Here is a 22,429-nt window from a genome sequence, read left to right on the forward strand (position 1 = left end):
ATAATAAGTATAGATTTAATTTTGCAGTTTTCGTTTATTCCATTTAATTACCTAACAATATTGAGAGTGTTATGTCAAAGCACAACAATCAGAATCAAGAGCAAGCCCCAGAAGACGCTAACGAGCTAATTGCTCAGCTGCAAGCCAAGCTAGACGATATCAGTGCTTCAGGCAAACAGCCGTATCCAAATACATTTAAACGTACTGATTATGCGCAAGATTTGCAAACTGCTTTTGACGGCGTCTCAAAACAAGAAATTGAAGAAAAAGCGGCGAATGGCGAAAAAACACAGGTCAACGTGGCAGGTCGCGTCATGCTGAACCGTGGTGCCTTTATTGTTATTCAAGACATGACGGGTCGCATTCAGTTATATGTTGCACGCAAAGAGTTGGATCCAGAGACGTTAGCGGCCATTAAATCACTAGATTTGGGTGATATTGTTGGCGTATCAGGCTACATCGGTCGCTCAGGCAAAGGCGACTTATATGTGCATATCGAAGAGTTTCAGTTATTGACTAAAGCGCTACGTCCAATGCCAAACAAGTTTCATGGTTTAGCTGATGTCGAAGCGCGCTATCGTAATCGTCATCTTGATTTGATGACCAATGAGACGACTCGTGATACCTTTATGATTCGCAGTCAAGTCATTAGCGGCATTCGCAAGTTTATGTTAAATGAGCGTTTCATGGAAGTTGAGACGCCGATGATGCATCCTATCCCAGGTGGTGCGGTGGCGCGTCCATTTGTGACTCATCATAACGCTCTAGATATGCCTTTATATCTGCGTATCGCGCCTGAGCTTTACTTGAAGCGCTTAGTCGTTGGTGGTTTTGAAAGGGTGTTCGAGATTAACCGCAGCTTCCGTAACGAAGGTGTATCAACTCGCCATAATCCTGAATTTACCATGATTGAATTTTATCAAGCTTATGCTGATTATCATGACTTGATGGATTTGACCGAACGCTTATTTAATGAATTGGCGATGGATATTTTGGGCACGACTGAGATTACTTATCAAGAAGAAGCCATCAGTCTAAAAGCGCCATTTATACGTTTATCTATGTGTGATGCAATTGCAAAATATGCCGAAAATTTCGATATGGCACGTATCAATGACCGTGAATATCTGGCAGAGTATGCCTCGACAACGCTTAAACAGCAAGTGAAAGAGGTGTTTGGTGTGGGCAAACTACAGACCATCATCTTTGAAGAAACCGCTGAACACCAATTGCGTCAGCCAACTTTCATCACTGAATATCCAGCGGAAACTTCACCACTGGCACGCCGTAGTGATGACAATCCTGAAATCACCGATCGTTTTGAGCTATTCATCGGGGGTCGTGAACTGGCAAACGGCTTTAGCGAGCTTAATGATCCTGCTGATCAGGCAGAACGCTTCCGTGGACAAGTCGCTGAAAAAGACGCTGGTGATGATGAAGCGATGCATTTTGATGAAGAATACATCGAAGCGCTGTCTTATGGCTTACCACCAACCGCAGGTGAAGGTATCGGTATTGACCGTTTAGTGATGTTGTTTACCGATTCGGCTAGTATCCGTGATGTGATTTTGTTCCCGCATATGCGCCGCAAGTTAGAAAGCTAAAACTAGTTTACTTGCCATAAATCCATGCTGGGACTAAACTGAACATAAGAAAGCTCTTTTGCTTTCAATGGAATGGTCCCAGATTCTTTATGAGACCTCATTTATAGGGACATCATGGATAATCAGCACGCGTCACCCTCACTTTGGCAACAAATGATTCAACAAAGTTTCTTATCTTTGTATGAGTTACCAGCAGATAAAACAACCAATCCTGAGCAGTTTCAAGGTTATGATTTCGTTTTTGAGTTTTCTGGCGCTATCATTTATTTGATAGTCAATGATGTGGTGATGCAAGCGAGTAGGCAAAAAGTAGACAGCGCTCAAGTTCGTGAGTGGAGAAAAGAAGTCGTCAACCAACTAATTAAGCGTCACGCTCAGCTTTATCTAAAAAACGATAAGTCGATGGCAGAAAGTAATACCTCGGCAGCTGGTAAGAATGTTTATTTCATTGGTTTGACGTCACTGTCTGTCACGCATCAAGATGATAAACCACAAGCATCCTCGCATACGGTTGATTATGAATATGGTAGTCAGTTTTTTGCTGAAGACTGTGTTTTAGATCTGGATGATGAGCAGAGTGTCTTACAGGTATTTAGCCATCAAAACTTTGTCGATACCATCAGCCAATTGGTTACGCCAAGCGATTTGTCCGCATTTTTAGACTTTCATCGCAGCCAGCTGACAGGGTTTGAGTCATTCCAAGACGAATCGACATTACTTACCCAGTTTTTACAGTCGCCTGACTTTCATCAAAGAGCGATTAGGGTGCAAGATCAATTGATTGACAATCAGTTGATCGATCAGATTGAGCAACGCTTGCTCAAAGCTACAGAACCAGATCAGGCAGTCTTTGCCAAAGCACTCATGGCTGAGATTCAGAAAAATACTCGAATGTGGTACAAGCTGTTTAATAGTTTGATCAAAAATTATTATGAGGCAGGTCAACCACTACCAAAAGAGCCAGTCGATATTTTGGTCGATGAGTCAATGTATACTTACGCTTGTTTGGTTGAAAAAATCTTAGCTTACAAAACGATGGATCAAGACTCTCGCTGGAATGGTTATGTCTGTCATGAGCACTCTTATCACGTGTTTGGACGCCATTATCTGATGGTTTTCTATGCGCAAGATGATAATAGTTCGCTGAGTGCTGACAAGGTGCGCACGTCTCAACAAGATTTGTTGTTGGAGCTCAATGCTCAAATGCAGGATCCAGTGATGGATGATTTATTTTTGATTGGCGTAGAGTTTAGACCTTGTGATGATAGCGTCAATACAGAGGTGCATTTGGATGCCTTTTATCAAAAAGGCTCAGTGATTGACGCCAATACTCAGCGCTTATACGAACGTTTAGCACAACTTCAAGCGCAGTTATAATCTAAACCTAATATAGCTTACTGGTTTGACACTCCATCTATATTTGTATTATTCACATTGGCATTTATTATGACGCAGCAATATCAAGTTTTAGCGCGCAAATACCGTCCAAAAAACTTTCACGAGTTGATTGGGCAAACGCATGTTTCTCAAGCACTGATTAATGCGATTGATTATAACCGTTTGCATCATGCTTACCTCTTTACGGGCACACGCGGTGTGGGTAAGACCACGATCGCGCGTATCTTATCTAAATGTTTGAACTGCGATACGGGTATCACTAGTACGCCTTGCGGTGTGTGTGATAACTGCGTGGCAATCGATCAAGGGCGATTTATCGATCTTATCGAGATTGATGCGGCATCCCGTACCAAAGTAGAAGACACACGAGAGTTGCTGGATAATGTGCCGTATGCGCCAAGTCAGGGGCGTTATAAAGTATACCTGATTGATGAAGTGCATATGTTGTCCACACACAGTTTTAATGCGCTTCTTAAAACTTTGGAAGAACCCCCTGAGCATGTAAAATTCTTACTTGCCACGACTGATCCGCAAAAATTGCCGATTACCATTATTTCGCGCTGTTTGCAGTTTGTGCTACGTCCGCTACCGCAAACGTTACTCAGCGAGCATTTGGCAAATGTTCTTACCCAAGAGCAGGTGGGTTATACGCAGCCTGCACTCTGGCAATTGGCCAGCGCCGCCAAAGGCTCGGTACGTGATGCGTTGTCATTGACCGATCAGGCCATTGCTTTTGGTCAAGGTGCGCTCGATGATGTCACTGTAAACGCCATGCTTGGCTTAATTGATGCGGCTGATTTGGTCAGTCTGATTACAGATATTTATAACCATGACAAGTCTGCTGTTGCTGCACATATCGAGCAAATGCGCGCGCAAATGGTTGATGCGACGAGTATGTTTGATGGTCTTACTGAATTACTGCATCAATTGGCGTTGACCCAGCTGCTTCCTGAAGTGGCATTAAATGTGAATGAGGCGCAGGCGCAAGATATCAACACGCTTGCGCAGCATATGAGTCCAGATGTTCTGCAACTGTATTATGAGATTGTCGTGCAAGCACGTGAAGGTGTTAAGCTTGCGAGCACACCAATGCAAGCGCTGGAAATGTGCATTTTACGCCTGCTGGCATTTCGTCCGTTGCCAGTCGATGAGATATTAAATCATACTTATGCTGGCTCTGTAGCACATGAAGTACCAGCTATAGAAGATGGGACATCTACACCTTCTACACAGTCATTGAATAAGTCATCAAATAGCCAATCGGCTTCTGCACCGCCATTACAGTCTTATGGCGTTGATTATCAAGCACGAAATAATGATGATTTGCAAGTCGAGACCTATGACAATATTGAGCCAAGTTTGGCTCAAAATTCTGAGCAAAATCATGATGTATTAGTCACTAACCCTGAACCCGTTGTTGAGCCTGAACCCGTTGTTGAACCTGAACCCGTTGTTGAACCTGAACCCGTTGTTGAACCTGAACCCGTTGTTGAACCTGAACCCGTTGTTGAACCTGAACCCGTTGTTGAACCTGAACCCGTTGTTGAACCTGAACCCGTTGTTGAACCTGAACCCGTTGTTGAACCTGAACCCGTTGTTGAACCTGATGCAAATAATTCTCAGTTAACAACGCAACTGGATGATCCTCGTACTTTGCTGCGTTGCTCACCGCAAGAACTGCTAGGTGAGTGGACACCAGAAAAATGGGATTATTGGCTACAAACGGCTCGTGAAGCGGAGATATTGGCTCAAGACGAATTGGCACTTGCGCGTCAAGGCATGATGACGGGCTTATGCGATGGCAAGGCAATATTTATAACAAGTGTAGATAGTCGGCATTTACAAACCACTTTTCAGCAATTAGCGGCTAAACTGCAACAGCAGTTCACCCAAGCAGAAATTGACTTGCAAATCGATGGCAGTGTCATGCAAGCAGAGGATAAGACGCCTGAGCGTCGCCAACAAAAGCGCTTGGTGCAAGCCAAAACGGTTGCAGAAGCAAGACTGCTTGCTACGCCTGTGATGCAGTATTTGAATGAGCGCGGTGAAGGAAAAATGGGTAAGGTTCAGTTGTATTAAACAGTCAGAAAAACTGTTGTTAAAATTATTTAAAAGTCTATATAGTTATTAAATACAACTTTCATATAAAATATCAAGGCGATGTTGTACTATCGCCTTGATATTTTTGTTTTTATTGCGAATTAAATGGGCTTTTTTAAACAAGAGAGAAATATTTAATAACGATAAAATAAATTAAGATTCGCTATAATGGTTAAGTTATATTAAAAACTGAAATGAAGTTTAGGTGAGAATATGTTGGATAATTTACGCGGTATGGCTGTGTTCGCCAGTGTGGTTGGACATGGCTCTTTTAGTGGCTCTGCTCGTGAGCTTGGCATTACAACCAGTGCAGTCAGTCAGCAAATCCGCTCATTAGAAAATGAGCTGGGCGTCGTGCTATTACACCGCTCAACTCGTAAGCTGAGCTTAACAGAAGCTGGCGAAAGTTTTTATGAAGCCGCAAAGGATGTGGTAAGTGCTGCTGAGCAAGGGCGGATTAAGGTCAATCAGTTACGTGATGAGTTGGCAGGCAGCTTACGAGTGGCGACAACACCGGAGCTTGGCGTTAATCACATCTTGCCGGCACTCTCTACGTGGATGGCGGCACATGATGATCTTAGCATTACCTATCTAGCAGACAACCACTATATTGACATGATTGATGAGCGGATCGATATTGCGATTCGTATGAGTCCATCGATTAATGACTCGAGCCTCAGCAGTCATCCATTGACCGATGTGCGCCAAATGTTGGTTGCTTCACCGCAGTACCTACGCCAACATACCAAACTGCAGACGCCTAAAGATTTGGCTGACCATCAGCTGATTTGTATTGAAATCATGAAAGATGCCAATCAAATTGATCTCATTCAGACAGAAACGGGTAAAAAGACGCGTACGAAAATGAATTCACGCATTTATACCAATAATGTCTTTATGGCGACCACCTTGGCAAAAGAAGGTCATGGCTTGGTTAGAATGATGGAAATGGACATCAAAAAAGAGCTTGAAAATGGTGACTTGGTCGAAGTGTTGACCGGTTATCAATTACCAAGTTTTGTACTATATGCCGTCACCTTAAACCGTGATCAACAGCCAGCCAAAATCACTCGCTGTTTAGAGGTGTTAAAAAAGTACTTTCATGCCAATTAAGTGACGTTTGAATAACGCACCATAGAGAGTAGTTTAAAACCTCCAAAAGCAAAAAGCCTATAGACATATTATCTATAGGCTTTTTTAGTGTTAGCGTTTAGTGTGACCAATCATTTAAAATGATGGTTTTAGCAAGTCAATCAAACGCTCAGCCACTTGTGTGCTCTCATCGCGGCTCATATTAAGCGGCGGTAGCAAGCGCACAACATGCCCACCAGTGACATTGATGATTAGCTTTTGCTCATCACGCGCACGATCAACCAACTGACTACAGTCCATGTCTTCAGGCAAAGCGATACCAATCATCATACCTGCACCACGACTGCTGACGCCGTATTGTCCTAGTGTATCGACCAGCGTCTCACGAATAAACAGCCCTTCGGTTACGGCATTGGTCATGATATCACTGTTAGCCAATACGTCATATACGCTATGTACCACACGACTGGCTAGCGGCGTGCCGCCATAAGTAGAGCCATGGCTACCAGCACCAAACAGACCATTAGCGCGGCCACGTACCATACATGCGCCTACTGGAAAACCGTTACCCAAGCCCTTAGCTGTCGTCAATACATCAGGACGCGCATTACTATGTTGATAAGCGAAGTATTTACCCGTACGGCCATTACCTGTTTGCACTTCATCCAGCATAAATAACCAGTTATGGGCTTCACACTCTGCTTGTAGTTCTTCAAGATACGTAAATCCGTTGGCAGCAGTATTTAAACCCCCTTCACCTTGAATAGGCTCTACAAAGATGGCGCAAATTTCATCATGATCTTGCGCAGCTTGCTTAATCGCGGCAATATCACCAAAGGGCACACGGATAAAATCATCATCTAATGTATAAAACCCTTCACGGGCTTTTGGATTGGCGGTGGCTGACAGTGATAGTAAGGTACGACCATGGAATGATTGCTCCATAACGATGACTTTTGGGCGTTTAAAACCTTGTTGATGTGCATACAACCGTGCAAGTTTGAGCGCTGCTTCGTTTGCTTCGGCACCGCTATTGGCAAAGAACACACTGTCCATTTGGGCAGCTGTACATAGTACTTCACCCGCACGCTCTTGCCAGTCGATACCGAATAAGTTACTGGTATGTACTAAAGTCGCTGCTTGCTGTTGAATGGCATCAGTTACTTGCGGGTGGCAATGCCCTAAGCCGCATACGGCAATACCAGTCAGTGCATCTAAATAAGGCGTCTCATCTTTGGTGTATAGCCAACTGCCTGAACCGCGTGTAAAGCTGATTGGCTGACGGTTATAAGTGGGCATAAGATAAGTAGCAGACATATAAAACATCCTTAAGATGATAAATTAGTTAAAAGAGAAGGTGTTGATTATAGCTCGTCAGAAAAAGGCGTGGTTTCAGCAGGCAAGGTATAGTCTTCATTTGCCCATGCACCTAAGTCAATAAGTTTACATTGACTGCTACAAAACGGTTTGTACTTATTGTCTTGCCATGCTGTTTTAGTGCCACAACGTGGGCAAGGATAGGTTTTAGGAGAAGTATTGGGGGTAGATTCAGTCATGATAAGGGTGAGAGTATCCTTGATTTATTTGTATGATTAATCTCATTAGCGAGCGGCAGTCGTTAAGTGGTCTATTTTCTTCTCATATGCGCTTGATAGACTACGATAGCGCGTTACTCGCAGTCGCTATATTACTATTGAAGTGGATTGGCTATATAATAGCATGCGCCCGAATAATGGCAAAAGACAAATACTTTAAGGATAGTAGATGACGGACAATATTGAACTTACGCATCAGCAACTGCGTGCATTTCAACCAGAAAAGCTTTCGGCACCACGTGATTTTATTGTGCCAAACCTCATTCACGACAATAAAAATAATATACCTTTGGTATTAGAAATCGGTGCAGGGAAGGGCAAGCATGCGCTTGGCTTTGCCGCGAAGAATACTGATAAGCATTTGATTGCGATTGAACGTACGCGTAATAAATTTGATGCTTTTGCCAAACTGGCAGTGCTACAAGATTCACCGAACTTAACTGCCATTCATGCTGATGCGATCGCATGGATTGTGTATGCCATTAAACCCAATAGTGTCAGTAAAATCTTCATACTGTACCCCAATCCTGAACAGCACAATCCCAACCAGCAATGGCTAAACATGCCTTTCTTCGAGTTTCTATTGTCACGCTTACAAGTAGGTGGAGAGGTGGTACTAGTAACCAACATCGAAGCCTATATCAATAATGCAGAGCAGCAAGCAACGGAGATATGGTCGTTGCCTAATGAGCGCTATCAAGTCGCTGATGACAGTCAGCGCACGCATTTTGAAATAAAATATTTAGCCCGTGGAGAGGTATGCTGGGAACTTATTATGCATAAGCCCGAGGGTTATAAAACTAGGTTTGATGAGTGGAAGGCCGACACTATGAATCAAGTTAAATAGCCTAAGCAAATAAAAAGCTAAAAAATAAAACCGCCACAAAAAGGCGGTTCAAAAATTACTTACTATTAGAGAAAATTTTCTTAAGTCAAAACTATAAATAAGGTTTTACTAAGGTATCTGAATCAGTATAAGCGTCAAGCACCGTCAGAAAGGTATAAGCACCAATAAATTTTCGACTAATAAACATAAATTCTTTTGGTGGTAAGTTAAACTCAAAAGACTGCATCGCTTTTGTGGCTTGTATTGAGAGGCGAGAGTGAAGTTTGCTGTTCGCCCAAATATAACGGTCGTCCTTATCTAGACAATCGCTAGGAATATCAGGATTGGTCGCTGGATCACTAAACGGTTCGGTTGCCAATAAAAATAGTGACGCCATGTCAGAGCGTACTTTATCACTCATACTATCAAAGAAGTCATAACCCGTCATCGCAAGCATCATTGCCTGATGGTCATGGCGGTAACCAGCTTTTAGTAAGCCATGCGCAATGGTCAAAAGGTTGTTATCAAATTGACGAATAGCACCAAAATCTAATAATACTAATTTATCGATATCGCCTTCATTTTCACTGACACGAACCAAATAATTACCAAAGTTGGGGTCTGTCTGCATTTCACCCCACACAAAAATCTCTTGCATCATGATTTCGATGGCTGCCTGACCAATAGCGTTACGACGCTCATGAGGTAATAATTGTAATGCCTCAGAAACTACGGTAATACCTGGCTCATAAGACATGCAGAGTAGGCGCTTTTTGGAATAAGTACGATTAATCTTGGGAATTATGTAACGCGGATCATTACTCAGACGGTCATAAAACCGTTCTGTCGTCGCGGCTTCAGCTTCGTAGTCCACTTCATGATGGAGTAGGTCACGTATCTCTTCGAACCAAGCATCGAGCGAACGGGTCTGCGGAACGATGTTACTCACTCTTAATAGTTGCTTAAATAAAGCAAGATCTGAGTTGATTGCATCAGCAACACCCGGATACTGAATTTTTAATACAACTTGCTCGCCAGTCGCAATCACGGTGGCGCGATGAACTTGCGCGAGCGACGCGGTACCTATAGGAACCGTATCGACATCTAATTCATGTAATTTTTCGCCCAATAATTGCTGCAGCGTTTGTTGCATGGTTGGCCATGATAACGTAGCGGTATCATCATTGAGCGTTTGCAAGGCACGGGTGATTTCTGGTGGCAAAATATGTTCGCCATAAATCGCTAGCATTTGACCAATTTTGACGACCGAACCTTTTAGCTTACCTAGCTCTTCTGCGAGGTAGTTTGCTTGTGCTTCCATAAATACTTGGTTACGTGCTGTGCGTGCTTCTTTATTTAAGAACATACCAGACACACTATTACCCGCCCAGCGGCGACCAATGTTTAAGGAGGTTTTAGCAATCGACATTCGTCTATCAAACCCTGAGGTTTTTAAGTTATCGATGGATTGCTTGGTGCTAGAAGGTTTAGACGTATCATTTGCCATAAATATAATCATTCATCCAGTTGGTATTGATTTGTGGGTTCAAAACCTACAATACAAGGGAGATGCGATGTACGGGTACAAAATTGTATCATATAAAGCACATTTGGTTGATGAGCCTAAGCTTGCCAATAGCAGTTACTTTGTAAGCCGCAGTATATATTTGCAGATTATAATTTCGTAAAAAATAATATCAAAAAATAAGACCTAGCATGATGCTAGGTCAAATCCTAATAGCTAAGAGTAATTTGGTGTATCAGACTGAAGCTGTGAACAGCCCTCGCCTGAGTAATATTGATTTTTAACTGTTTTCACGAGCAATGGCATGATGCCCAATATCACGGCGATACTGTGCACCATCGAAACTAATCGCACCTGTTACCGCAAGTGCGGCTTGCTGAGCGTCTGAAATACTATCTGCAAGAGCAGTCACGCATAGTACACGTCCGCCATTCGTCACCACTTCTTTTTCACGGTCTATGGCATCGCTGTCAGAAAAAGCAGTGCCAGCATGGAAGACTTTGACAGCGTTGTCATTATTGTCATCTAGTTCTGGCAAGCCAGCAATTACATCACCTTTTGATGATGTTTCAGGATAGCCTTTTGAAGCAACGACGATACCGAGGGCAGGGCGGCTGTCCCACTGAGCATCACTGGGCAACTGTCCTGCTAGACCTTGTGCCACCAAATCTACCATTGATGATTGTAAACGCATTAAGATAGGCTGAGTTTCTGGATCACCAAAACGGCAGTTAAATTCGATCACATAAGGGTCACCTGTTTCATCAATCATGAGACCTGCATATAAAAATCCTGTATAAGGGTGACCCGCATTATTCATTGCATCAACCACTGGTTGAATGACTTGGGTCATGACTTTTTCATGGACATTTTGAGTGACCACTGGCGCAGGAGAGTATGCTCCCATGCCGCCTGTGTTCGGACCTGTATCGCCTTCAAAAGCCCGTTTATGGTCTTGGCTTGTTGCCATTGGCAAGATATTTTTACCATCAATCATGCAGATAAAGCTGGCTTCTTCACCTTGCAAAAATTGCTCAATCACCACGCGGCTGCCTGCATCACCAAACTTATTGTCCGCAAGCATATCATCGATGGCCTCATATGCCTGTTCGATAGTTTCTGCAACGATGACCCCTTTGCCAGCGGCAAGGCCATCAGCTTTGATAACGATGGGTGCACCTTGTTCATCGATATAAGCTTTGGCAGCTACTGCTTCGGTGAAGCCTTTGTAGGCTGCGGTAGGGATATTGTTTTGCTCCATAAATTCTTTGGCGAAGGTTTTGGAACCTTCTAATTGCGCACAGTATGCTGTTGGTCCCCACGCTTGAATCCCAGCATCGCGGCAAGCATCAACGATACCAGTGACCAAAGGCGCTTCTGGTCCAACAATGACCATATCAATGGCATTGTTTTGGCAAAAATCGATGATTGCACTATGTTCACTGGCGTTCTCGTCAGTAGATATTAGTACAACGTTTTGGCATTTAGGTTCAAGCGCTGTACCAGCATTACCAGGCGCGACGTAGACATTATTGACCTTGTCGTCTTTTGCACATTGCCATGCTAGCGCGTGTTCGCGACCACCTGAACCAATCACCAAAATATTCATCATACGTCTTGCCCTTAGCATTAAAGTTAATTATGAGTTAGCCACACACTCTCAAATATACTGGCATATTCTAACAAAAAAGTCGTACCGATTGCCATGAGTATCCACTTGCCAGCAATTAATCATCAATAAACGGAAAAACCTGTCTCATGAGCAAATGTTATCGACATGTTGCTGATTCATGAAATGATGTTGTACGCTTTAGCTGGTGCGCTATGTACGTTACACTTCACTAAATTAATGGTATTAAATCCCAATTGCGACATATTCCTAAAAATAAGGGTAAAAAAAGGAGAGAAACTTAAAATATCAAGAAAAAACAGAATAAATTGCGTAAATGGATATACTGCTCCGCAGCACCAATAATGTTTCACATATTTATGCGCTGCCATTAGTTAGTACGAATTAATAAACTTAAATAAATGATAAATCAAATCTATAAAAAAGGATGAAGGACATGCCAAACTCCCTCAGTATCGCAAAAGAGCGCATCAGCCAGATAAGCGATATTGCTACCAGTTATGTACAAAAAGACAAATCATTATTTGATCATTTTATTCATAGCTATTATCAGCCATTGCACGCAGAGGCAGCTGAGACTATCAGTAATGCTGACCTAGCGGGCATGGCATTACATCATTTTACGTTGCTCCAAGCCTATGATGGCAGCAAGCCACAACTGAAGGTGCTGAACCCCAAAGCAGAAGAGCAGCATTTTCATAGCTCACATACGGTTATTCAAATTGTTGCCTATGACAGACCGTTTTTAGTCGATACGATTTTGATGAGTCTTGAGTCTGAAGGTATCGATGTTCATCGTACTTATAACATCATTGTCAGTGTTGCACGTGATGATAATGGTCATATTACTCATGTCGAAGGCGCACATGAAAGCGCGACCTCTCATTTGTCTTTGATTCATTGTGAAATTGCCTATCAAGATGATGAAGATCTGGCTGCGCTACAGCAAATGTTATTGGCAAAAATTGATACGCTAGATACAGTCGTTGGCGATTGGAAGCAGATGCGTGCGCAGTTGACGGATATCAAAGCTGAGCTATCAAACAAGCCACTGCCAGAAGTTTTTTACTCGCAGCAAGAGATACAAGCGTTTTTAGATTGGATATTAGACGATCATTTTATATTCTTGGGTTATCGTGAATACCGTTTGGAAGGCGGGCAGGCTGTCGAAGTGAATGCTGAACCTGCTGATTTAGATTTATTCGCCATTGGTAATAGTGGTCTTGGTCTATTACGCGGTGCTGAAGAAGATAAACTTTCAGAGAGTTTTAGCCAATTGCCAAAAGTATTAAAGCAACTATTGACTGAACCGCGAGTGTTGATGTTGTCCAAATCAAGCCGTGTATCGCCTGTGCATCGTCCCGTATATATGGACTTTTTGGGTATTCATAAATTTGATGATAGTGGTAAGCTGGTTGGTGAATATCGATTTATTGGTCTATTGACCTCACAAGCGTATCAACTAACGGTACAGCAAATTCCGCTATTACGTGACAAAGCCAATAAGATTATGGCGATGGCAGAATTGCCACGTGACGGTCATGCGCACCATAAAATGATGCATGTGATTAACACCTTGCCGCGTGACGACCTCTTTCAAGCCAGCGTCGAAGAGCTATATCCTATCGTTTCTGGTATCAGCCAGTTGCAAGATAAAAAGAGCCTGCGCCTATTCAGCCGTGTGGATCATTATCAGCGTTTTGTCTCATGTTTGGTCTATATCCCGCGCGACAAGTTCAACACTGAGCTACGTATCAAAGTACAGAACGTCCTAAAAGAAGCCTACGGTGGCACATCATCAGGGTTTACCACAGAATTCAATGAATCAGCTCACGCACGTGTGCATGTCCATGTGCGTACGGTGCCAGGTCAAGTGAAAGACGTCGATACTGCTGCACTTGAAGCAAAACTATCTGCTTTAATGCAATCATGGAGCGACAGCTATCAAAAGATGCTGCTGGATAATGTGGGTGAGCAACAAGCCAATGCTCTAAACCGTCGCTTTTTAAATTATATCCCTGCGGCTTATCAAGAGCGTTTTGATGCCCGTACTGCGGTTGAAGACACCAAGCGTTTGGCTGTATTGACAGCAGAACAGCCGATGATTTGGCATTTATACCAGTCAACTGGCGACGCAAGCAATCAATTACACCTAAAACTGTATGGTCGTGAACAGCCTGTTATTTTGTCTAAAGTCCTGCCAATCCTTGAAAACTTTGGTGTGTCTGTCATTTCAGCGCAAACCTATGAGTTTGATTTGCCAGAGCAGCCCATTTGGATGCAAGAGTATGAACTAACACTAGAGCATGTCGATACTGTCAACATGCAAGTGGTGCGTGGTCAGTTTGAAGACAGTCTCAAGCAGATTTGGGCGGGACATGTCGAGAGTGACTCCTTTAACGAATTGGTATTAACGACCAACTTAGATACTTATGATGTGGTGGTACTACGAGCATTATCACGTTATATGATGCAAGCGAAAGCACCATTCTCTAGTACGTATATTCAGCAAACGGTAGTAAAAAATAGCGACATTAGCGTGGCGCTAGGTAGTCTGTTTGATGCCCGTATGAACCCTAAATACAGTGAAGATGACCGCACAGAAAAAACCGCGCAGATTCAACAGCAAATCACGGCGGCATTGGCAGGTGTGGATAGCTTGGATGAAGACCGTATCTTGCGTTGGTATTTAGATTTAATTAACGCCATGGTACGCACCAACTTCTATCAAACCGATAGCGATGGTCAGCGTAAAGATCGTTTATCGTTTAAGTTTTTGGCAGCAGATATTCCTAATCTACCAAAACCAAAACCGATGTTTGAGATATTCGTGTATTCGCCGCGTGTTGAAGCCGTGCATTTGCGCGGTGGTAAAGTGGCCCGTGGTGGTCTGCGTTGGTCGGATCGTATGGAAGATTTCCGCACCGAAGTACTTGGTTTGGTCAAAGCACAAATGGTCAAAAACGCCGTAATCGTTCCTGTTGGTTCAAAAGGCGGTTTTATCGTCAAAACCAAAACTATGGCAGATGGTCGCGACGCATTCCAAGCCGAAGGCATTGCTTGTTATCAAGCATTCCTACGCGGCATGCTCGATGTGACGGATAATATCGTTGATGGCAAAATTGTCCCGCCAGCCAACACCGTGCGTCATGATGAAGATGATCCGTACTTAGTGGTCGCGGCTGATAAAGGAACCGCCAGCTTCTCTGATATTGCCAATGCCTTGTCTGCTGAATATGACTTCTGGCTCGACGATGCCTTTGCTTCAGGTGGCTCAGTTGGTTACGATCACAAAGCCATGGGTATCACTGCACGCGGTGGTTGGGAATCGGTCAAACGCCACTTCCGTATGCGCGGCATGGACATTCAGAACCGTGATAACTTTACCGTGGTTGGTATTGGTGATATGAGCGGTGACGTATTCGGCAATGGTATGCTGCTATCAACCCATACCCAGCTGGTCGCCGCATTTAACCATCTACATATCTTTATTGATCCTAATCCAGATGCTGCTGCTTCACACGCAGAACGTGCCCGCTTATTTGACATGCCGCGTTCGACGTGGGATGACTATGAAAAGTCGCTTATTAGCCAAGGAGGTGGCGTTTTCTCCCGCCAAGATAAGAGCATCACGCTCAGTGCTGAGATGAAACAGCGTTTTGATATCGCCGAAGATAGCATGGCACCCAATGAGTTAATCAGTGCGTTGTTAAAATCGCCTGTTGATCTCATTTGGAATGGCGGTATCGGTACTTATGTGAAAAGCGTGAATGAGAGCCATGCTGATGTCGGCGACCGTGCCAATGACGCAGTACGGGTCAACGGCAATGAGCTACGTACGGCCATCGTTGGTGAAGGTGGTAACTTAGGCTTTACCCAGCAAGGGCGTATCGAATATGCACAAACAGGCGGTCGCATTTATACCGACGCTATCGATAACTCAGGCGGCGTAAACTGCTCAGATCATGAAGTCAATATCAAAATTTTACTTGGCAAAGTGGTCGAGCAAGGCGACATGACTTTAAAGCAGCGTAATGAGTTGCTTGAGAGCATGACTGATAGCGTGGCAGAACTGGTATTGCGTCAAAATTACCTTCAGCCACAAGCGATCGAGCTTAGCCACATTCGTGCGGCGGCTAACTTAAGCGATCATCAACGTTTTATTCAGATGTTAGAAGGTGAAGGGCGTCTTGATCGGGCGATTGAATATCTGCCATCAGATGAAGAAATTGCCAAACGTCAAAAAGCAGATACTGGCTTGACCAACCCTGAGCTGGCAGTTGTCATGGCTTATGGCAAAATGTGGGTGTATGACAACTTATTATCATCAGACTTGCCAGATGATGCGTATTTTATCAATGAGCTGCGCAAGTATTTCCCTGATGAGCTGGCGACGCAGTTCTTTGATGAGATGACTGAACATCGCTTACATCGTGAGATTATCAGCACCTATTTGACCAATAGTGTGGTCAATCGTTTGGGTATTGAAGCACTGTTCCGTCTTTATGAGGAAACAGACCAATCGCTGGCGACCATCGTGCGTGGTTATGCGATTAGCCGTGATGTCTTCAATGTGTCAAAAGCTTGGAACACGCTTGAAGCACTGGACAATCAAGTCGATGCTACATTACTGCTAACTCTTGAGCTGCGTCTACGTGACGCGCTTGAGCAAGGTGTTGTTTGGTTTATAAATGCCTTTGGTCAAGAATTGCAAGTCGCTGACATGATCAGTCGCTTTAGTGATAGTGTTGAGAAATTAACCAAATCAGGCGGCTTTATTGAGCAACAATTTGCAGAATACTTGCAAGAAGATACCACTAGCCTGATGCAGAATGATCTGTCTAATAATGATGCCGCGTTGTTTGCGATGCTGCCTTATCATGTTGATGCACTTGATGCCGCACTGCTCGCTGAGCAATATGAGCGTCCTGTTGATGAGATTGCAACATTATACTTTGATGCCTATCACGTCTTGCAGTTAGATTGGATGATGGACAACATCGCCACGTTACCACAGCAAGACTACTGGGATCGCCGCGCGCGCCATGCGTTGATGAACGAGCTGTCACGTAGTCTACGTCTACTGATGGATGCCATATTATCTAAACCAGATGCGAAGCAAGCATTTGGTGAATGGCGTTCACGTCACTTAGATCATTTGGAGTCAGTCACCACAGAGATGAGCAAGTTAGATAATCTGCATAGCAATGATGAAAATGGTCAAATTGGTCTTTCAACGTTGTCAGTATTGATGAGTGAGCTAAGCGGTTTAGTAACTAAGTAATTAGTTATTAAGTAATTACTATTAAGTACTAGTGACTAAGTAAAACGCCTAAATAAATCAATGGTCTTTGACATAAAACCCCACCGTTATAAGCTAACGGTGGGGTTTTTTATTGATTAATACTATCGATCGTATCTACAAAGTACCAAAATTAGATATTTACTCTACTGTTATCAGGGTATTTAAACGTACCAATTTTCCATTGTGCTCAAACCATACTTTATCCGCGTCATCGCGATAACTGTCAAATTTGGGTGTTAGTATCACGTCACCTTTATCATTAATCAGCCCAACCTTGCCAGCCTGTTTAAAGGTATAAAGCTGATGATAGAGCAGTTTTCTAATAGGCGCATTAGAGGAAAAAGTCAGCTTACCATTAGCAGCAACAATGTCGGCACTAATAATATACTCTTGGATATCTTCACTCATAGCAGTCGCTATGTCATCAGTAATCTCATGAGATAAGCTGCTGCGCAAAAATAGTAGTGGATTGGCGTTATTATTAAAGGACTCTATATGCTAATTGGCTGCAAATGGAATGATGACGTCATTATTTTGGTCAATCAGTGCGGTCTCACCTTGCAAACTTACTTGCAGATATAAAGGCTGACCCGTACAAGCGTTAAGCGGATTAATGGCTTCGTACTGCGGCATCACCGCCCAGTAGCCTTTATCATCAAGTAGTCCTGTCAGACTTTTATGATTGCTCGCTGCATTATCCGTTACTAAAAAATAATCTTGGTCATAGTGCGCATGCTGGATATGAGCGTTTGCTAACGGATAAACCCACTCGCCATGACGATTGATAATACCTTGTTTGGTATTGCCCTCTGATGACTTAACGCTGACAATAAAGCTGGTCGTTATATCAGGTTCAGTTTGAATATCGTCATACTCAAAAGGCACAATTATCTTGCCAGCTGCGTTTACGACACCATATTTTCCGTTTTTCTGAGCCAATAAATACTTATCCATCAATATATAGCCGTCTGTCAATCCATCGAGAATAACGGTGCCATTTAAATCTTGTAGCTGCTGCGACCCATCTGTTAATTCGACTAACTTGCCAGCAAAGGGTACGTTAGTTTCAATACGCTCAAAATAGCTATTCGGTAAATAACCAGCGCAGCTGATGGTTGCCTGAGCGGTGCCAGTCGCGATAACCAAGACTCCAACTAAAACAACGGGCAGGGCGTTAGCAATCTTTGCGTTACCCACACTCTGTATAACCCTACTTAGCATCATAATAATATCATCATAGTCCTTTCATCTCTTTCACACTTTAAACAGCATCTTTAGTGGTGACTCTACTACAGCCTTGACCACTTATTTCACTATAACCACCTGAGAGCTTCTTCACGTGAATTTGGGTAAAAATGCGTGCTTTCAGCGCTTGCACATGAGAGATGATACCAATGATTTTACCTTCTTGTTGCAAGTTGGTTAAGGTGTCGAGGGCAATATCTAATGACTCCTCATCAAGCGTGCCAAAACCTTCATCCAAAAACAGTGAATCGACCCGCGTATTTTGGCTGGCCATTTGTGATAAGCCAAGCGCTAGAGCGAGACTGATAATAAAACCTTCGCCACCTGATAGGTTCTTGGTACTACGAATATCACCGCCTTGATAATTATCAATAACGTTGAGCTCTAGCGGATTATTAATATCGGGTGTTAGCAAATAGCGGTCACTCATTTTCTTCAATTGAATATTGGCATGGTCAATCATAATTTTAAAGGTTAAACCTTGTGCAAAATTGCGATATTTTTTACCATCTGCTGAACCGATAAGCTCATACAGCTGCTGCCACACTTGTAAGGCTTCTTTTTGAGCATTTATGGCAATATTTTGCGTTGTTTGCGCCACTTTTTGTTGTTCATTGTCTATTAGTCGCTGCTTAATTGCCCCAATTGCGCCCAATCGCTGCTCATTCTCTAACTTGAGTTCAGTATGCTTACTGGCAAGACTGTCTCGATTCTCATCTGTCAGCTCAGTTAATGCCAAAGATACCTTTTCATCGAATGCATGCTGCGTCTGTTTTAATTGCATGTTGGCATGATTTAAAGCCTGTTCAATAGAGGCGTATTGCTGTTGGAGCGTATCACGTGTCGCTTTCGGCAGACGAGCGTTAAAAAAATCAGTTTCAGTATCGAACTGCGATTGTATTAACACGCTTGAAAACTCACTTTCCTGTGTGCTAAGCGTGATAGAAATCTTACTAAGATCAGTTGATAGTTGTTGGGCACGATTCTGTAGTTGCAACAGCAACTGCTCGTTATTATCTCGTTGCCTTTGTGCTTCTACCTTTTTGGACTTCGCGTTATCAAGTGCTGTATGCAAACGATTGCTTTCTTCATCAGGATCTTTATCAGTGAATTTCTGTGTTCTATCGTCTTGTAATTGCTTAAGCGCTGTTGTTTGTTCTTCGATACTGTTGTTAAGCTTATTAAGCTCAGTATTTTCATTATCCAACTGTACTTGCTTGGCCTCAATTAGAGTGGTTAATTTACTACTTTCCGTTTGTAAGGTTTGGGCGCTGTCTTTTTGAGCATGAAAGTACTGTTTCAGCTGTTTTAAACCCAAACTTAGCTGGCGCAAATGACCAATATATGTATCACTATCCTGTTGATTAACAACTATTTTATCTTGAATGCTATTGTTTAATATTGATAAAGTATTTTTTATTGCAGTAGAATCTGTTATTACACTATGGGTTGAATCATTATCAGATATCTTGCTTAAATGATTTTGATATTGATCAGCCGGATAGGTTTCTACCACAGTCGCTACCGCAGCTATTACTGTGGTCAGCTCCACAAAACTTGCCTGTAGCACGCGATCTATGTCGTCTATTCGTTGAGTGTTGAGCCTAATATCAGTGGTTATCTTATGATTATCATTATGATAGTGCTGCTGTTGTTTTTGAGTATTATCAAGCGCTTCGGTCGTCTCAGACAGTGTTTGAGTGAAGCTGTCATATTGGTTAAGCGTACTTTTGATCCTTTCTTTTTCTTGGCTCAGTGCTGCTTTAACATCGTTGACGGTAGATAATAAATGGCTAAGCAACTGTGGGTCTGTGCTTATACTGTCGGCAGCATCGCCAGCTAAATACTGAGTAACTGACAGTATTTTATTATTCATATCACTTATAGGCTGAACAATAGTGTTGATAGCAGTGTCAGTGTCAGTGTCAGTGTCAGTGTCAGTGTCAGTGTCAGTGTCAGTGTCAGTGTCAGTGTCAGTGTCAGTGTCAGAATTGATATTATTTTCGATATAGCTATTGATATCGCTACAAAGCGTTTGCGCTTGCATGCGTAATGTGGCGAGTTGATTGCTTTCATTTTGCAGCTGGTTTTGTTTGCCAGCATATTGACTTTGACAATCTGATAATTCGTGCGTCATATTATCTATACGCATATCAATATTAATAATCTGTTGCCGTGTTTGTTCCGTTAATGAGGTCTCATGTTGGCTATTATGACTTTCTAATAGTGGGTGCTGCTGTCCGTAGGGGTGTTCAAGCGCTCCGCATAATGGACATGGCATGCCATCCTGTAACTCGATAATATAATTCTCAAGATTAGCAACTTTCTGTAGTGCTTCAAGATAGTCTTGCTTGTCTTGGCGTTGAGTTTTTTCGCCTTTAATAGCTGATTCATGATTAGTTATTATATCTCTAAGCGTATTCAATGCTTGTTGGATATCTGGCACAGCTGCGCTAACAATAGTTATTCTTTCTGAAACGTCAGCCAGTTGCTGGAGTCCAAGGCGTATTTGTTCACTGTGCTGAGTAAGCGTGTCTATATAATCAATATCAGCACGTAGCTCATTTGGTGACTTATCTTCTAATAATGCCGTTTGCTGCTGTTGTAATTCTTTAAGTACTTGTTGTTTTTGCTCAATAAGCTTGTTATCTGCTTCTTGTTGCTGATTGAGAGTCGAAAGTTGTTGTTGCAACTGGCTATTTGAGTGTTGATACGCCTGTTTATTGTCACTTGATTGAATATTGCTCTGTAGCAATGATTTCATACGAGTGCAATTATTATTAAAGGTAATAATATCGCTATCAATATTATTTAGCGCACTACGCTCGCCTAGATAGCTTGCGATACGAGTCAGCTCGCTCTTAATATCTTGCTCTGCTGTTTGATGTATCATTATTTCTTGTGATAAGCGCTGGATACTCGATGATAAGATGTTTTTGCGCTGATTATCAGCGGCTAACGTATGTGTGTGCTGCTGTATTTTGGTATCGATTTTTCGCACGCTATCGATGATGGGCTGGGTATCGCGTAGCTCATTTTCCAGTTGGGATTCAGAGGTATTGGCAACGTTAAAAGTCGTGGTCGCTTGCTCTAATAATGTTGTTTGAGTAGGGATTTTATCAAGTAAATCCTGTTGTTCATTGCTGAGTTGTTTGCTTATATCACGACTGTGCGTCAGTGCTTGAAAAGCGCCTTCAATCTCAAGCGCCTTATTGGCCGCATTTAGACGCAAAGCATTGGGAACAAAGTCTTGCTCATCTTGTGTGGCGTTGGTCAGTGCGGTGAGATTTTGCGCTAAGCTTTGCTTTAATTTCGCAACGTCATCTAGCCAGCCCAGTTGCTTAGTGATGGTATCAAAGTCTTGCTGCTGCGTTGTTTGTAAGCTTTGCTGCGTTTGTAGTTCTGTTATCAGTTGTGCTTCGTTTTCAGCACTCAATAAGGGTAAGCTATCCACACCAGCTTGCAATTTAGCAAGCTCATGCTCCTTATCCCGTTTTTTCTCAAAGACATTTTTAGATATTTGCGCATAAATATCAGTGCCAGTTATTTTCTCTAAAATAGCGGCTCTTTCCCATGTATCTGATTTTAAAAAAGCAGCAAAACCACCTTGCGCCAACATAATTGAGCGCGTAAATTGGCTAAAATCCATGCCAATGAGTTCTTTGATAAACGGCGCTGTTTTAGACTTAGCATCCTCTAAGATATCACCTGTTTCAACGTCACTGATCTCATGGATAATAGAGGCAAGCTTGCCTTTGGGTTTTTTATGCGCGCGATGCTGATACCAAAAGCAGCGATAATGCTTACCGCCAATTTCTATAACCACTTCAGCTGAACACTCGCCAGTACCTTGGGTCATCATCTCATTAGATGCACCTGTGATATCACCCAGTCTCGGAGTCTGACTGTATAGCGCTAAGCAAATCGCATCCAAAATGGTAGTCTTGCCAGCGCCAGTATGTCCGGTAATGGCAAAAATACCTTCGCTAATAAAAGCGGGGTCGGTGAAGTCAATAAGCCACTCGCCTTTGAGCGAGTTTAGGTTTTTTAGGCGTAATTCTATTAGGCGCATGGCAGGGTCTTATAAAATTTGGTAGTAAAATTAGGGT

The 22,429-nt window shown here is 42.8% G+C and carries 13 protein-coding genes; 6 read left to right on the top strand and 7 right to left on the bottom strand.

The annotated features are described in order from the left end of the window. Positions 1–71 precede the first annotated feature (71 nt). From lysS to JFC08_RS04735, 4 genes are all read left to right on the top strand, one after another. A complete protein-coding gene (lysS, locus tag JFC08_RS04720; protein ID WP_198329895.1) occupies positions 72–1,604 on the top strand; it encodes a lysine--tRNA ligase in 1,533 nt (510 codons plus the stop codon). A gap of 114 nt (positions 1,605–1,718) precedes the next feature. Then, entirely contained in the window at positions 1,719–2,981 is a 1,263-nt protein-coding gene (locus tag JFC08_RS04725) for a hypothetical protein (protein WP_198329896.1), read from the top strand. A gap of 69 nt (positions 2,982–3,050) precedes the next feature. Beyond that, complete coding sequence (gene dnaX, locus JFC08_RS04730) at positions 3,051–5,081, top strand: DNA polymerase III subunit gamma/tau (RefSeq protein WP_198329897.1); 2,031 nt, start codon at positions 3,051–3,053, stop codon at positions 5,079–5,081. A 234-nt stretch (positions 5,082–5,315) separates the two neighbouring features. Next, a complete protein-coding gene (locus JFC08_RS04735; protein WP_045448120.1) occupies positions 5,316–6,215 on the top strand; it encodes a LysR family transcriptional regulator in 900 nt (299 codons plus the stop codon). A 114-nt stretch (positions 6,216–6,329) separates the two neighbouring features. On the opposite strand, the gene JFC08_RS04740 is transcribed toward JFC08_RS04735, so the two are convergent. Together JFC08_RS04740 and JFC08_RS04745 are read right to left on the bottom strand one after the other, a co-directional pair. Beyond that, a complete protein-coding gene (locus JFC08_RS04740) occupies positions 6,330–7,511 on the bottom strand; it encodes an aspartate aminotransferase family protein (protein WP_198329898.1) in 1,182 nt (393 codons plus the stop codon). 47 nt (positions 7,512–7,558) lie between these two features. Then, positions 7,559–7,750, bottom strand: coding sequence for a DNA gyrase inhibitor YacG (locus JFC08_RS04745; RefSeq protein ID WP_193013089.1), 192 nt, complete (start codon positions 7,748–7,750; stop codon positions 7,559–7,561). Positions 7,751–7,958: 208 nt separating this feature from the next. Between JFC08_RS04745 and JFC08_RS04750 the strand changes: the two genes are divergently transcribed. Beyond that, positions 7,959–8,636: a class I SAM-dependent methyltransferase gene (locus JFC08_RS04750; protein WP_198329899.1), complete on the top strand. Its 678-nt coding sequence runs from the start codon at positions 7,959–7,961 to the stop codon at positions 8,634–8,636. 91 nt (positions 8,637–8,727) lie between these two features. Here the strand turns inward: JFC08_RS04750 and JFC08_RS04755 are convergent, their stop codons facing one another. After that, the gene (locus JFC08_RS04755) at positions 8,728–10,122 is read right to left on the bottom strand and encodes an ABC1 kinase family protein (protein ID WP_198329900.1); all 1,395 of its coding nucleotides are present in this window, start codon (positions 10,120–10,122) and stop codon (positions 8,728–8,730) included. Between the two features lie 298 nt (positions 10,123–10,420). Beyond that, entirely contained in the window at positions 10,421–11,749 is a 1,329-nt protein-coding gene (purD, locus tag JFC08_RS04760) for a phosphoribosylamine--glycine ligase (RefSeq protein ID WP_198329961.1), read from the bottom strand. A 457-nt stretch (positions 11,750–12,206) separates the two neighbouring features. Here purD and JFC08_RS04765 point away from each other — a divergent pair, with 457 nt between their 5' ends. Then, positions 12,207–17,054, top strand: coding sequence for an NAD-glutamate dehydrogenase (locus JFC08_RS04765; RefSeq protein WP_198329901.1), 4,848 nt, complete (start codon positions 12,207–12,209; stop codon positions 17,052–17,054). A gap of 159 nt (positions 17,055–17,213) precedes the next feature. On the opposite strand, the gene JFC08_RS04770 is transcribed toward JFC08_RS04765, so the two are convergent. The 3 genes from JFC08_RS04770 to JFC08_RS04780 form a co-directional block, all read right to left on the bottom strand. Beyond that, positions 17,214–17,483, bottom strand: coding sequence for a hypothetical protein (locus JFC08_RS04770; protein WP_198329902.1), 270 nt, complete (start codon positions 17,481–17,483; stop codon positions 17,214–17,216). A gap of 90 nt (positions 17,484–17,573) precedes the next feature. Beyond that, the gene (locus tag JFC08_RS04775) at positions 17,574–18,272 is read right to left on the bottom strand and encodes a WG repeat-containing protein (protein WP_198329903.1); all 699 of its coding nucleotides are present in this window, start codon (positions 18,270–18,272) and stop codon (positions 17,574–17,576) included. A gap of 64 nt (positions 18,273–18,336) precedes the next feature. Beyond that, positions 18,337–22,392 (bottom strand): AAA family ATPase, encoded by a 4,056-nt coding sequence (locus tag JFC08_RS04780; protein WP_198329904.1) that lies wholly within the window; start codon positions 22,390–22,392, stop codon positions 18,337–18,339. Positions 22,393–22,429 lie beyond the last annotated feature (37 nt).

Source organism: Psychrobacter cibarius (assembly GCF_016107535.1).
GTDB lineage: Bacteria > Pseudomonadota > Gammaproteobacteria > Pseudomonadales > Moraxellaceae > Psychrobacter > Psychrobacter cibarius.

Excerpts from the sequence above, each read along its gene's own strand:
- JFC08_RS04740 (WP_198329898.1), bottom strand. The coding sequence starts at position 7,511 with ATGTCTGCTACTTATCTTATGCCCACTTATAACCGTCAGCCAATCAGC.
- JFC08_RS04735 (WP_045448120.1), top strand. The coding sequence starts at position 5,316 with ATGTTGGATAATTTACGCGGTATGGCTGTGTTCGCCAGTGTGGTTGGA.
- lysS (WP_198329895.1), top strand. The coding sequence starts at position 72 with ATGTCAAAGCACAACAATCAGAATCAAGAGCAAGCCCCAGAAGACGCT.
- purD (WP_198329961.1), bottom strand. The coding sequence starts at position 11,749 with ATGAATATTTTGGTGATTGGTTCAGGTGGTCGCGAACACGCGCTAGCA.
- JFC08_RS04770 (WP_198329902.1), bottom strand. The coding sequence starts at position 17,483 with ATGAGTGAAGATATCCAAGAGTATATTATTAGTGCCGACATTGTTGCT.
- JFC08_RS04750 (WP_198329899.1), top strand. The coding sequence starts at position 7,959 with ATGACGGACAATATTGAACTTACGCATCAGCAACTGCGTGCATTTCAA.
- JFC08_RS04780 (WP_198329904.1), bottom strand. The coding sequence starts at position 22,392 with ATGCGCCTAATAGAATTACGCCTAAAAAACCTAAACTCGCTCAAAGGC.
- JFC08_RS04765 (WP_198329901.1), top strand. The coding sequence starts at position 12,207 with ATGCCAAACTCCCTCAGTATCGCAAAAGAGCGCATCAGCCAGATAAGC.
- dnaX (WP_198329897.1), top strand. The coding sequence starts at position 3,051 with ATGACGCAGCAATATCAAGTTTTAGCGCGCAAATACCGTCCAAAAAAC.
- JFC08_RS04755 (WP_198329900.1), bottom strand. The coding sequence starts at position 10,122 with ATGGCAAATGATACGTCTAAACCTTCTAGCACCAAGCAATCCATCGAT.
- JFC08_RS04725 (WP_198329896.1), top strand. The coding sequence starts at position 1,719 with ATGGATAATCAGCACGCGTCACCCTCACTTTGGCAACAAATGATTCAA.
- JFC08_RS04745 (WP_193013089.1), bottom strand. The coding sequence starts at position 7,750 with ATGACTGAATCTACCCCCAATACTTCTCCTAAAACCTATCCTTGCCCA.